Origin of the sequence: Microvirga sp. HBU67558, from assembly GCF_018069605.1 — a bacterium.
Classification (GTDB): domain Bacteria; phylum Pseudomonadota; class Alphaproteobacteria; order Rhizobiales; family Beijerinckiaceae; genus Microvirga; species Microvirga terrae.
This window is the reverse complement of sequence record NZ_JAGPUP010000525.1, coordinates 11,485-25,401: the sequence shown is the minus strand read 5'-3', so window position 1 is coordinate 25,401 and position 13,917 is coordinate 11,485. Positions and strand designations below refer to the sequence as shown.

At 66.9% G+C, this 13,917-nt stretch carries 5 protein-coding genes and 1 tRNA gene; all 6 read right to left on the bottom strand.

The window, feature by feature from the left end:
* Nucleotides 1–15: 15 nt before the first annotated feature.
* Nucleotides 16–1,080 carry a DNA polymerase III subunit delta' gene (locus KBI52_RS16625; protein WP_210808791.1) on the bottom strand — a complete coding sequence of 355 codons (1,065 nt, stop codon included), beginning with the start codon at nt 1,078–1,080 and terminating at the stop codon, nt 16–18.
* Complete coding sequence (gene tmk / locus KBI52_RS16620) at nt 1,070–1,744, bottom strand: dTMP kinase (RefSeq protein WP_173948269.1); 675 nt, start codon at nt 1,742–1,744, stop codon at nt 1,070–1,072. Before tmk ends, KBI52_RS16625 begins: the two co-directional genes overlap by 11 nt.
* Complete coding sequence (locus tag KBI52_RS16615) at nt 1,744–2,955, bottom strand: D-alanyl-D-alanine carboxypeptidase family protein (RefSeq protein WP_173948270.1); 1,212 nt, start codon at nt 2,953–2,955, stop codon at nt 1,744–1,746. Before KBI52_RS16615 ends, tmk begins: the two co-directional genes overlap by 1 nt.
* Before the next feature lie 126 nt (nt 2,956–3,081).
* Nucleotides 3,082–4,125, bottom strand: coding sequence for a septal ring lytic transglycosylase RlpA family protein (locus KBI52_RS34180; protein ID WP_315974851.1), 1,044 nt, complete (start codon nt 4,123–4,125; stop codon nt 3,082–3,084).
* A 404-nt stretch (nt 4,126–4,529) separates the two neighbouring features.
* Nucleotides 4,530–4,619: transfer RNA gene (locus KBI52_RS16605), tRNA-Ser, on the bottom strand.
* A 111-nt stretch (nt 4,620–4,730) separates the two neighbouring features.
* A complete protein-coding gene (locus KBI52_RS16600; protein ID WP_210808789.1) occupies nt 4,731–13,916 on the bottom strand; it encodes an Ig-like domain-containing protein in 9,186 nt (3,061 codons plus the stop codon).
* Nucleotide 13,917 lies beyond the last annotated feature (1 nt).

Sequence of the window (13,917 nt, the reverse complement as noted above, 5' to 3'; positions counted from 1 at the left end):
TCGAGAAACGAAGCTTCAAGCCGCTCGCCGAACCGCATCGGCGAGATCGTCGAACATCTTCAGGATGAAGGGCCGGCGGTCGAGGTTGAACACGTCGATCTCCCGCGCCGAACGGCCGATCTTCTCACATACCTCTACCAAAGGCGCAAGGCGGGACGCGCCGAGACCCGCCTGCTCGTGGAGGCGCTCGGAGACCCAGCGCTCCACTGTTTCGAGGGCCAGCGCGTAGCTGTCGTCCGCATCCCGGCGGGAGAGGGATTCCGCGAGCGCGAGGACCTGTCTGGCATCGGTCGTCGGCAATCCGTTCAGGAGACGGGTGACCTGGTCGATGAAAGCGACTTTCTCGGCGTCGAGCAACTCCAAGGTGCGCCGGACGGAGCCCTCGCCGTAAGGCAGGGCCTGATCCACCAGATCCTGCGGGATATCGCTCCAGGGCGAGCCAAGGGACCCTATCGCCGCCCGGATGTCGCGATCCTCCAGGGGGCGAAGGAGAAGCCGGCGGCAACGGGACCGAATGGTGGGAAGCACCCTCTGGGGCGCATGACTGACGATGAGGAAGAGCGACCGCGGCGGCGGCTCCTCGATCACCTTGAGCAGTGCATTGGCACTCGAGATCGTCAGATCCTCGGCGCTGTCGACGATGCAGACCCGGTATCCTCCGTCGGCCGCAGTCGAGCCGAACATGGCGAGCGCCCGTCGGACCGCGTCGACCGGGATGGTCGCGGACGGCCCCTTCTTGTCCGTGGCGGGCGCCCTTCTCAGAACCGATAGGTTCGGGTGGGACAGGGCCGCCACCTGGCGTGCCGCATGCGTGCTATGGGGCACGTCCAGGCTCGCAATGGCGCGATCGCGGCTCCGCTGAGGATCGAGGACGGTGCGGGCGACCCGGTAGGCCAGAGTGGCCTTGCCGATCCCCTGAGCGCCGCCGATGAGCCAGGCATGATGAAGTCGGCCGCTGCGCAACCCTTCCAGGAAGGCCTCCTCACCTTCCCTGTGGCCGAAGAACGCGAACTGCTCCCGGGGATGAGGGGCTCCCTCGAGCTGATCGGGCTCAGCGCCCCCTTGAACGTCACGCGACATCGAGCGACCTCGCAGGCGGTTCCGTCACCTGGGGAAGGCGCTCGCGCAGTGCTGCCCAGATCGCAGCCGCGACCTCGTCCGGATTCTGATCCGCGTTGATCACGGCGCACCGTTCCGGCGCGGCCCGGGCGATGGACAGGTAAGCCTGACGGAGAGACTGATGAAAGGAGAGATCCTCTTTCTCGAACCGGTCCGCGCCCTCACCCTTACCGGCCTGCCGCGCTCCCGCCCGGGCGAGCCCCGTCTCCGCCGGCAGATCGAGAATGAGCGTCAGGTGGGGCTTCACGCCCCGGAGAGTGATGGTCTCGAGCCGGTCGATCAGCCCCTTGTCGATATTGCCGAGGGAGCCCTGATACGCCCGGGTTGAATCGGCGAAGCGATCGCACAGAACGTGGGTTCCGCTCGTGAGTGCCGGCACGATCGTCTTGTCGAGATGGTCGATCCGGGCGGCGGCAAACAGGAGGGCTTCCGCGAACGGCCCAAGATGCTTGGCATGGCCTTCCAGGATGAAGGCGCGGATCTCCTCGGCATGGGGAGATCCGCCGGGCTCGCGGGTCACGAGAACGGGCTGTCCCATCTCCGACAGCCGGGCCTTGAGCCTCTCGATCTGTGTCGACTTGCCAGCGCCCTCCCCGCCTTCGAAGGTGATGAAGCAGCCTGCCATCAAATGCCTTCGATCACGCTCGTGAATGCGCGGCGGACCCAGCCGGTGCTGAATTCCAGCAGGCCGTCCAGGGCGCGCTGGCTCAGCGTGCCTTCCTGAATGTCCTCGTTGGCGTAAAGCGGCATGTCGAGAGCCTGCATGTCCCCGCGGTTGACCTGGAGCCGGGCCACCTCGGCCCCTTTCTGAACGGGGGCTTTCAGGGGGCCGGTGTAGATGATGCGCGCGGTCACCCGTTCGCCCTCTCCACGAGGCACAAGTACACGAACCGGCTTCTGCGACACAAGCGGCAGCGAGCGCCGGCTCCCGCCGAAAACCTGAGCTTCCCCAACGACCTGTCCCTCGGCGAACAGTTGCTGGGTTTCGAAGGCCCGGAAGCCCCAGTCCAGGAGCTTGCGCGACTCCGCAGCCCGGTCCTTGGCCGTCTTGAGGCCGTTCACGACAACGATGAGACGCTGGTCGTTCTGGACGGCCGAGCCGATGAGACCGAAACCCGATTCATCGATATTGCCCGTCTTCAGCCCATCGGCCCCGATATCGAGGAACAGCAGTGGATTGCGGTTCTGCTGGCGGATCTTGTTCCAGGTGAACTCGCGCTCTCCGAAGATCTTGTAGAGATCGGGATAAGTTTCGATGATGTGGAGGGCGAGCTTCGCCAGGTCGCGGACGGTGGTCTTCTGCTCAGGATGCCCGTAGCCCGTCGCGTTGCGGAACGTCGTCTTGGTCAGTCCGATCTGCTTGGCCCGCTCGTTCATCATGCGGGCAAAGTTGTCTTCCGTACCGGCAACGCCCTCGGCGATCGCGATGGCCGCGTCATTGCCGGACTGGATGATGAGACCGCGCAGCAGATCCTCGAGTCGGATCGAGGTGTTCACCCTGGCGAACATGGCTGAGCCGCCCGATCCCCCTCCCCCTTTGCGCCAGGCATTCTCCGAGATCGTGAACTCGCTGTCGAAATTCAGCCGGCCATTCTTGATCTCGTTGAAGACGACCTCGGCCGTCATGGTCTTGGCCATGCTGGCCGGCACAGTCGCCTCATCGGCATTCTTCTCGAAGAGAACCGCATGGCTGCCGGCATCCATGAGGATGGCCGTAGGCGCCATGGTCTGAAAATTCTGGGCTTTCGCGGCCTGCGGCCATGCGGCCGAGAGCGAGATGGCACCCCATGCCAAACCAATCGCCGCCAAGCAGCGGGCGACCTTAACGTGACGCATCGTCAAATTCTCCAGGATCCTCCCTTAGGAGACCCCGAATCTGTGGCGCGTCAACAACAAATCAACGTCCGGCTACGCTGCTCTGTGCGGCATGTTACGCGGATCAGGCCGGTCGAAGGCGATCTGCTACCGCAGCACGAACTTCTCCGGGTTGGCGGGCGCATAGGCGCCTGCTCTCTGGAAACCGGATTGCGCATTGCCGGCCGGCGCCTCATAAAGACTCGCGACCACCGGACGCGATGCAGGAACGGTCCCGGGAGCCGCCGAGCTGATCCGCGCGACCGGGCTCGCCGCACTCGGGATCGTCCCGAGGTCGAACGGGCGCTCCGGCGGAAGCGGCACGTTGCTGGCCATTGCGGCACCGGCAGCCTGGGCCGGACGAGCTGGGGTGGAATAAGCCTCGTCGTCAGGCTCGTAGGTGCGGAGGGCGATGGCCTGGCGGGGTGCGTTCGGCTGCGGCGCCGCCCGGGCGATCATGGTCGGGGCCGACCCGGTCAGGGTCGCCGGCGTGCCGTCCGTCCTGAGGCTGGCCAGGAGAATGCGGTCGTCGCTGCCGTTGGTGGAGGCGCGTCCGACATACTCGACCCGAACCCGCGCCGTCCCCGACTGCCGGAAGCCCAGGGCCGCGGCGGCCCGCTCGGACACGTCGATGACCCGGTTACCGTGGAAGGGTCCGCGATCATTCACGCGAACGATCATCGAGTTGCCGTTCTGCAGGTTCGTGACGCGGGCGTAGCTCGGCAACGGCATGGTCGTATGGGCGGCGGCAATGGAATCGCGGTCGAAGACCTCGCCGTTGGCCGTCATGCGGCCGTGGAAGTTCGAACCATACCAGGAGGCAAGTCCCTCGCTGGCGCGTGGGGTCTCGTTCGGAACGTAGGTGCGGCCCGCGACCACATAGGGCTTGCCGACCATGTCGCGGCCGCCGCCCTTCGGGATCGGCTGCCCGTCGGCCACGACCTTCGGGCTCGGGGCCACGCCGTATTTGGGATCGATGCCGCCCCGAACATTCGAGGAGCAGTTGGCTGCCGTCAGGGCGATCGCGGTCACACCTGCGATGCGGAGGAGAGCCCTTTGATTGAAGGACGAGGCCCGTCCCTTCACTCCGGTCTTCGCTTCAGCCCGATCACAAGCCATATCGTCTCGCATCCTATCGTCTGTTCGGCCCATGGGGTCTCCTCCCATGCGCGGACATCAAGCCAAAGTGCTTATCAAGTCCTTAAAAGGAGGTTAAACCGCTCCGCTTGTCAATGGCAAAGCTGCCATATCGGCAACATTAAAACAAGTCGAAAAAAGCTTTTGTTTTGCAGGGCGATAGACGCGATCCTTAATCAACCAGATTAGCGATCTCGATGCCACGCAGCCTTAGCCGGCAACGCGGCAAGGAGCATGGAATCGACGAGCGTCGGCACCGGCAAAATCAATTTCTCCACCGTTCGCAGAAGCTTAGCCGATGATGCTCGCAACAGACGTCACGACGCGACTCTCCCGAAGACAGCGGACCACATTTGCAAGGAATTGGTTAACAAAGCCCTTCCCATTGCGTGAGGCGGCGCCGAAGGACCCGCGGAGAATGGCGGAGGGGGTGGGATTCGAACCCACGGTGGGCTTGCACCCACGGCGGTTTTCAAGACCGCTGCCTTAAACCACTCGGCCACCCCTCCGGATGCGGGAAAAATCCGCACCGGCACGCATCCTTCTCTAAGGCCGCTCGACCGGATACGTCAACCGAGATGGCCCGATCCCCGGGCATGAGCCCTCCTCGCACACCCTTCTCACGACCAATGCGTGCGCGCCGTATCGATGTGGAGATCGTCGATGGGCTGAATAGTGTCCGCGACAGGCTGATCGAGCCCCGGCGACGGATGAGGCCCGGCCTGATGGGAATCGCCTGCATTGATCTGATCCGTCCAGGCGCTCGAGGCGTCGTGGCCGGGATCGAGGACCCCGTCCGCCATCAGCAGGAGGATGTCCGATCCGGCGAGCTCCTGGGTCGTTCCGGAATCCGCCCCGGCGGCGAGGCCGTGAACCTCCGGTGCTGCCGGCGGGGGCTCGTCCACGACGATTTCGACGGATCTCGGCGTAGAGGTCGCGCCCTCGCTGTCGTGCAACGTGACCGAGATGCTCCTGGATCCGGCCGCGAGCCCCGCGGCATCGCTGCTCTCGAGGACGAGAGACTGAAGCACCGCAGCATAGGTCTCAGGCTTGGCGTGGCCGCTCAGCGTCAGGGCCCCGGCCACATAGCCGCCGCCGACCACCTCGATGCCCGTATCGCCGATCATCAGGTGCCCGTTCTGGTCATGGAGGGCATAGCCGTCGAAGTCGAGACGATCGTTCGGCTGCCCGCCGGACAAGGTGATGGTCGCGCCACCGAGCTGGGTGCTGTCGATGTCGCTCGCCTGGGCCGCCCCGATCGCGTGGGCCTGATGCGCGCTCGCGCCCGCATGGGCCGGCGCGGTCAGGGTCAGCTCGGGAGCGTCGTTCACCGGCTCGATGGTCACCGTGAAGGGAGTCGTTGTCGTCGCGGTCTCGCCGGTCGCCTCGGTGCTCGTGGCCTGAAGGGTGAGATGCAGCGTCCCGTGCCAGTCGTCGGCGGGGATGAGCTGGAGGCCCGTCAGAGCCCCCGCAGGAACCCGCCATGCGCCGCCGGCGAGCGCCTCGCCCTGCGAGAGCCTGCAGTCCGCGGGAATTCCCAGAATGGTCACCGAGAGGGTCTCGGAGCCGTCGGTGTCCACAAGGGCGGCGGACAGGTCCAGTGCGATCGCATGATCCTCCTGCCCGAGCACGTCGCGGGCGGTCACCTCGGGTGCGTCGGCTACCGCAGCAACGGTCACCAGATGAGTTCCGGTGACGTCGCGGGTCGAAGTGACGCCGTTGCCCGTGTCGGTGATGGTCGCTTTGAGGGTCAGGGTGAAATCCGCATCGCTGTGACCCGAGAGCTGAACCGATACGAGACCGGCCCGCAGGTCGGACGTGGAGACCAGCCAGGTGCCGGGCGCCTGCTGGGAGCCCACGGTCAGGCTCGCGCCGGCCGGAAGGCCCGAGACCTGGGTGAACTCCGACCAGGCCTCGGATCCGTCGTTGTCCTGGAGGGTGAAGGTCGGCTTGATCAGGATCGAAGTATCCTCGGCTCCCGCGCTCATGCCGCCGATCGTCCCTGCATCCGCGACAGGGTTGAGGCTCACCGTGAAGTCCGCCGAGGTCCGGGCAGTCGACCCGCCGGTTTTTTCCGTGGCCACCCCGGTCAGCGTGAGGGTGAACTCGCCCGAGAACTGCGCAGGCGGGGTCAGAGTCAGACCGGTCAGCTGCGCGGGCGTCAGCAGCCAGCTGCCGTCTGCCTGCTTCATGCCTGCGTTGAGGCTGGCCCCCGCAGGCACGCCGCTGAGCACGAACTCCAGGGTCTCGGACCCGTCCGTATCGCGCAGGGAGCCGCCCAGGCCCGCGAGGCTGACCGTCGTGTCCTCACTGCCGGTGGCATCGGACACGATCACCTCGGGAGCATCCGCAACGGCACCGACCTGAACGCGGAAGCTCGCCTCGCTCGTAATGGGCACACCCGCGCTCTCCTGAGCCGTGGCCCGTATGGTGAGCGAAAACGTCCCCGAGTAGTTCTCAGGCGGAGTGACTTCGAGGTGCGGCAGGTCGGCTGGCGAAACGATCCATGTGCCGTCACCCTGAGGCGAGCCATGGGAGAGTCGAGCTCCGGCCGGCATGCCCGAGATGACAACCGTCAGCACCTCCGAGCCGTCCCGGTCCGTCAGGGCTGCCGAGAGGTTCAACGCTATCGGCTGATCCTCGAGACCGGACGCATCGCGGGCGCTCACGACCGGCGCGTCGCTCACGGCATCCACCTGCACCTGGAACGTGCCGCGGGTGGTCGCCACGGAGCCGTTGGACGTCTCCCGCGCGTGGGCCAGCAGGGTCAGGTTCATGGTCCCGCTCCAGTCGCCCGGCGGCGTGACGGTGAGACCGGCGAGCTGGGAGGGCGTGAGCGTCCAGCTGCCATCGCCGTTGTTGATGCCCGTGGACAGGCGCGCCCCTTCGGGCAGCCCCTCGATCACCACGGAAAGCACCTCCGAGCCGTCGGTATCCGTCAGCTGGGCCGAGAGGTTGAGACTGATGGTCCCGTCTTCGTTCCCCGCCGCATTGTGCACTTCGATCGTCGGTGCATCGGCCGCAGGCGCGACCGAAACGGAAATCGTCCGGCTCGTGCTCTGCGTGACGCCGTTGCTCCCTTCCTGAGTCGTCGCCTCGACTTTCAGTTCGAAGGTCCCGTACTTGTCCGGCGGCGGCACGAAGCGCAGGCTCGCGAGATCGGCGGCTTCGACCCGCCACTTTCCCCCTCCGAGATCGATGAGTCCCGTGCCTTCCAGGCGTGCGCCCGCCGGAAGATTGGAGATGACGATCGACGTGACGCTCTCGCTCCCGTCGCGGTCGCTCGCCGTGACGGAAAGGTTGAGCGGGACTCCCGTGTCCTCGACGCCCGCGGGAGGATTGGCGCCGATGACGGCATGGTCCGCAACGGGGGTGACGTCGACGTTCAGCGCGGCGATCGTGCTCGTCTGGCTGCCTGTGGCCTCGGTGGAAACGGCCGCGACCTTGAGCGTGATCGTTCCCGAGAAGTCGGCCGGGGGCGTCAGGGTCAGTCCGGTCAACTGATCAGGGCGAAGCACCCACGCGCCGGTCGCCGGGTCCCGCACGCCGGCCGACAGGTACGCGCCGGCGGGAACGCCCTCGATGCGGATGCCGAGGGTCTCGCGACCGCTATCCGTGTCGTTGGTATTGGCATCGATGGACAACACAATCGCGTTGTCCTCGTTCGTGACCGCATTGTGCACCGTCAGGCCGGGAGCCTGCGCGACCGGCGCGGTGCCGGGCGTGGTGCCCGATCCGCCGCCACCGGTGCCCTCGCCGCCACCCACAGGAGCGGTGACCGTCACCGGGACGATTTCGGTCCGGTCGGCCTGATCGCCCTCGCGCTCCACCCCGACGGCGGTCACAGTCAGATTGAAACTCCCGGTGAACCCGGCCGGGGGACGGATCGACAGCGTCGGCAGGGACTCGACCGGGACCAGCCACAGCTTTTCGCCCGCCGGGATGCCGGCCGACAGAACGGCGCCGTCGGGCACATTCCGGACCCAGATATACAAGGTTTCCGAGCCGTCGTTGTCGCCGGGGAGCGCCGTAATGTGAAGCGGGATCCGACCGTCGTCGGGATTGATGCTGGTATGGCCTGTGCCGGTCGATTGTTCGAAAGTCAGGACCGGCGTGTCGGCATCGCCGAGCGGATCCACCACCATCTGACCGCCGATCGTCGCCCGCACGCCGCCGCTGTCCTCGATCATCATCGTCACGTGGAGGGTGGCCGCCCGGTCGCTGTCGTGCGGCATCGTGAGCGTGATCCCGGTCATGTCCTTTGCGGCGATCCTGTAGACGCCGTGTTCGTCCGGCGTGACGACGCTGTCATCCGCCAGGCGCAGAACGGCTCCGTCGGGAACCCCGCTGATGAGAATGTCGCCGACGACCTTCTCCGAATTGTCGCTGTCCGTGAGGCCGGGATCGAGGCGCAGCGCGATGGGCCGATCCTCGGTTCCGTGCATGGCCCCCCAGTTGCCAGAGACCCCGTCGAGACCGCCGACGGCGGGTACGTCCACCACCGCTTTGACCTCGACCGGGAACGTGACGGGCGTCCTGGCCTCGTCGCCTCCCCGCTCCTCCTGCGAGACCGCCGTCACGGACAGATTGATCGTGCCGGAAAAATTGGCCGGCGGCAGCAGCGTGACCGCCTTGGCCTCCGCTGCCGTCAGCGACCAGACGCCGGGGCCGCGATAGGTACCGTGGGACATGATCGCGCCATCCGGCACGCCCCTGATCACGAAGCTCAGCGCCTCGGACCCGTCGCTGTCCGGAAGGGTCGCCGTGAGGTTGAGGGCGATCGGAGTATCCTCCAGGCCGCTGGCGCTGGTGACATCCATCACCGGAGCGTCCGCGACCGCCCGCACCGTCACCGGGATGTCGCGCGGCTCGCTCTCGGCCGTACTGCCGTTGGGCTCGGCCGAGACCGCCACCACGCGCACGGAGAAATCCGCGTCCGATTGAGCAGGCGGCGTGATGGTCAGGCTGTTCACCTGCGCCGGATCGACCAACACGCTCCCGTCGACCGCGACCAGTTCCATGCCACCGGCGCGGACGGTCGCTCCATTCGGAATGCCCGTGATCCTGAATTCGACGATCTTTTCCGAACCGTCCCGATCGGTGGTCCAGGCCGTCATGTTCAACGGAATGGCCGTATCCTCGTCGCCGAAGGCCGGCGCGACCCGCAGCCCCGGTGCATCCGCGACGGCGTTGACCGTGACCTGGAAGGACACGTCGCGCATTTCGGTCCTGCCGGTCGATGTCTCCTTGGCGGTCGCTTCGAGCCTCAGATCGATCGTTCCCGAAAAGTCCGCCGGAGGCTTCAGGGAAATGCTCGAGAGATCCTTTGCGTCCACGAGCCAGGAGCCGTCGGACTGAGGTGTGCCCTTCGTCAGGGAGGCGCCGCTCGGGACGCCATAGATCCTGACCGCAAGGGTTTCCGAGCCATCGGTGTCCACCAGCGAGGCCGAGAGGTCCAGCGCGATCGCCTGATCCTCCTTTCCGGACACGTCCGAAGCGCTCACGTTCGGCGCGTCCGTCACGGCCAGGACCTTGACGCCGTAGGTGCCCGTCACCTCCTCGTGGACAGTCTTTCCGTTGCCGGTGTCGCTCAGAGTCGCCTTGAGAGTCAGACTGAAGTCCTCATCGCTGTTGACTGGCGGTTTGACGTACACCCGCCCGGCCTGCAGATCCGCCGTGGACACGGTCCACACGCCGTCCGCGAGCGTCCCTCGGCTGAGGGTAGCGCCTGCCGGAACTCCGATGATCTGAGTCGTTTCGGACCACTGTTCCGATCCGTCGACATCGGGCGTGCCGAATGACGGTTTCAGGCGGATCCACGTGTCCTCGTTGCCCCTGCCCGATCCGCCAATCGTTCCCGTGTCGAGAACCGGGTCGAGATCCACGGTGAACGGCGCCGAGTTCTGAGCGGCCGGGGCGCTCGGGTCGCTCTCGGTCGCAACGGCCGTGAGCGTCAAGGTGATCCTGCCGGAGACGTTCGGCGGCGGCGTGAGGATCACCCCGTCGAGCTGAGCCGGGGTGAGAAGCCAGCGTCCGTCCGCCTGCTTGACGCCCACATTGAGGGTTGCACCGGCCGGAACGGTCAGGAGAAAGCTCAGGCTCTCCGAGCCATCGAGATCGCGCAGCGCTCCGCCGAGCCCCTTGAGGACGACAGGCTCATCCTCGCGTCCGGAGAAGTTCGCCACGGTGACGTCGGGCGTATCGGCAACCGCGCCGACCTCGACGCGGAAAGCGGCGGAGCTGGTCCGCGTATCGCCGTTGCCTTCTTTCGCCGTCGCCTCGATGCGCAGGGTCAGCACACCCGAAAAGTCCTTCTGCGGCATGAGCGAAAGGTGCGGGAGATCGGCGGGAGACACGCTCCAGCTGCCGTCCTGCTGCCGGGTGCCGTGGGACAGGCCGACATCGGCCGGCACGCCGAAGATGGCGACGGACAGCACTTCAGATCCGTCCCGATCCTTCAAAGTCGCGGACAGATCGAGCGCGACCGGCGTGTCCTCGAGACCCTTGACGTCGTGAACCACGATTTGCGGAGCATCAGCGACCGCCTCGACCTCGACCTTGAAGGGAACCCGCGTCGTCGCGGTCGATCCGTTCGACGTTTCCCGCGACTGAGCCACCAGGGTCAGGGCCATGGTGCCGCTCCAGTCGGCGGGCGGCGTGATCTTGAGCCCGGTGAGCTGTGCCGGAGACAGGCTCCAGGTGCCGTCGCCGTTGTCCTTGCCAGCGGACAGCTGGGCGCCCGGCGGCAGGCCTTCGATCACGAACGACAGCACTTCCGAACCGTCGGTGTCGGTCAGAGCGCCCGAAAGGTCGAGGCCCACGGGCTGGTCTTCCTCGGTGGCCGCATCGTGGGCGCCGGCCTGCGGGATGTCGGCAACGGCCTCCACATGCACCCGGAAAGGAGCATCGGTCGTCCCCGTCGAGCCGTTTTCGCTCAACGAGACCGCGCGCAGGGTCAGACTGATCGTGCCGGAGAAGTTTTCCGGCGGCAGGATGGAGAGGTTCGACAGATCCGCCACATCCACATGCCAGCTGCCGTCCGCTGCGCGGCTGCCGCGCGACAGCGAAGCCCCAGGCGGAACGCCGAGGATGCTGACCGACAGAGTCTCGGAACCGTCGGTATCGGTCAGAGCGGCGGAGAGGTCGAGAGCAGCCCATCGGTCTTCGGGTCCCGACGCGTCATGGACGCTGACCGCCGGAGCGTCGGAAACGTTGTCGACCTCCACCTGGAAGCCGGTGCTCCGGGTCGCGGTCGAGCCGTTCGACGTCTCGCGGGTGGTTGCCTCGAGGGTCAGATTGATCGTGCCGGAAAAGTCCTTCGGGGCCGTAATGGTGAGATGCGCAAGGTCAGTCGGCGGCACGCTCCAGCTGCCGTCGGCCTGGCGTACACCGTGCGAGAGTGATGCGTCCGCCGGCACGCCGAGGATGCGGACCGACAGGACTTCCGACCCGTCGGCATCGACGAGAGCAGCCGAGAGTTTCAGCGGGATCGGGCGATCCTCGTCCCCGGTCACGTTGGCCGCCGAGATCGTGGGGGCATCGGCGACGGCTGACACCGCAACCGTATGTGTTCCGGTCACGACCCGGCTCGCGCTCCGGCCATCCACACTGTCGATCAGCGTCGCGGTCAGGGTCAGGGCGAAATCTTGGTCGCTGTGCTCGGCCGGTCGAACCGCGATGAGCCCGGCCTGCAGGTCGGCCGTCGACACCTGCCAAACGCCCGGCGCGATCTCGGTGCCGCGGTTGAGCGAGGCGCCGGCCGGCAGACCCGCCACTTGGGTAAATTCGGCCCAGCTCTCGGATCCGTCCCCATCCGGAGTGACGAAGCTCGGCTGGAGCAGGATCGCCGTATCCTCCGGTCCGGCGCTCGTGCCTGAAACGGTACCGGCGTCGGCGACCGGATCGACGATGACGTTGAAGGTCGTGGTGCTGCGAGCGCTCGGAACGCCGGGCTCGCTCTCGGTGGCGACGGCCGTGAGAGTGAGGCGGATCGTCCCGGAGAAATCCCTGGGTGGCGTGATCGACAGGACTCCGAGGTCCGCCGGAGACACGCTCCAGCTGCCATCCGACTGGCGCGTGCCGTGCGACAGCGAGGCGCCGTCCGGGACACCGAGAATGCTGACAGACAGAACTTCCGACCCGTCGGTGTCGACGAGCCGGGCGGACAGGTCGAGCGGAATCGGCTGGTCCTCGTCGCCCGATACGTCGGCGGCGGCGATCGAAGGGGCATCGGCGACGGCTGTGACGGTGACGGAATGCGTTCCGGTCACGACGCGACTGGCGCTCGTGCCGTTGGCGCTGTCGATCAGGGTCGCGGTCAGCGTCAGGGTGAAATCGGCATCGCTGTGGGCGGCGGGCCGGATGGTCACGAGCCCGGCCCGCAGATCCGCGGTCGCGACCTGCCACAGGCCCGGCGCGATCTCGGTGCCGCGGTTGAGCGAGGCGCCGGCTGGGAGGCCCGCCACCTGGGTAAATTGGGCCCAGCTCTCGGATCCATCCGCATCCGGACTCATGAAGGTCGGGCGAAGCAGGATCGGGGCGTCTTCCGATCCCATGCTCGTCCCGCTGATCGTGCCAGCATCCGCCACCGGATCGACGACGACGTTGAACGTGGCCGAGGTCCGGGCGCTCGGGACGCCCGGCTCGCTTTCGGTCGCGATGGCCGTCAGAGTCAGGGTGAACGACCCGGATGCCCGCAGGGGTGGAGTGAAGGTGAGGCCTTCGAGTTGTGCCGGCGTCAGGGCCCAGCGGCCACCACCGAGCGCCGTGCCGGCGCTGAGCGTGGCTCCTTCGGGCACTCCGCTGAGCACGAAGCTGAGGCTCTCCGAACCGTCCGTATCACGCAACGCGCCGCCGAGGCCAGCGAGGCTCACGGGAACGTCCTCGTGTCCGTGAGCGTCGGCGACCGTCACGGCCGGCGCGTCGGCCACTGCATGGACCTGCACCCGGAACGGCGCATCGACGAACGACGTCCCGCCATTCACCTCCTGCGATGTGGCTCGCAGGGTGAGGCTGACGGTGCCGGAGAAGTTCTCCGGCGGAACGAATCCGAGATGCTGCAGATCGGCCGGCGACACGGTCCAGCTGCCGTCCGGCTGGCGCGTCCCATGGGTCAGCGATGCGCCTTCGGGAACGCCGAAGATCGTGATCGACAGCGCCTCCGAGCCGTCCGTGTCGCCCAGGATGGCCGTGAGGTCGAGCGCGATCGGCTGATCCTCCTCGCCCGACGCATCGGCGACCTGGACGCGTGGAGGAGAGGCCATCGTATCGCGTGGCTCCTCGGGCTGAGGCTCCCCGGGCGTCGGCTGGTCTACGGAAGGCGGCGCCACGACGGCCTGGTCCTCACGCTCGGAGGGACCCACGGTTGCGAATCCAGGCTCAAATGAGGACCCGGTCGAGGAAGGCGGCGTGCTGGAGGATCCTGCAACCGCTCCCGCCTTCGCAGAGACGGACGATCGCACGAGGGTCGAAGCAACCTCCGGAGCATCGGCAATGACTCTCCGGATATCGATCGGCAAGCCGGACAGAGACGGCGTCTCCAGCCTCCCGAGCGCCACGTCGATCGGTCTGGCAGCCTGGGTTTCTGCTAGCGGCGCGATCCCAGCGGTTGCCGCGGAGCCGCCTCCCGTCGGGGCTCCCGGCACCATGCCGAAAGCCGCCACCGCCTCCGTTCCACCAACGAGATTGCCGCTGGCACCGCCATCGCCGACGGGAACCGCCCGCTGCACGGCGCGCAGGGCCCGCAGGGCCTCCTCGTCGACCACGCTGGCATCGAATGGAATGGTCAGATCAGGTTGCTGGGTCATG

Coding starts and splice junctions, on each gene's coding strand:
- KBI52_RS34180 (WP_315974851.1), bottom strand. CDS start 4,125: ATGGGCCGAACAGACGATAGGATGCGAGACGATATGGCTTGTGATCGG.
- KBI52_RS16625 (WP_210808791.1), bottom strand. CDS start 1,080: ATGTCGCGTGACGTTCAAGGGGGCGCTGAGCCCGATCAGCTCGAGGGA.
- KBI52_RS16600 (WP_210808789.1), bottom strand. CDS start 13,916: ATGACCCAGCAACCTGATCTGACCATTCCATTCGATGCCAGCGTGGTC.
- tmk (WP_173948269.1), bottom strand. CDS start 1,744: ATGGCAGGCTGCTTCATCACCTTCGAAGGCGGGGAGGGCGCTGGCAAG.
- KBI52_RS16615 (WP_173948270.1), bottom strand. CDS start 2,955: ATGCGTCACGTTAAGGTCGCCCGCTGCTTGGCGGCGATTGGTTTGGCA.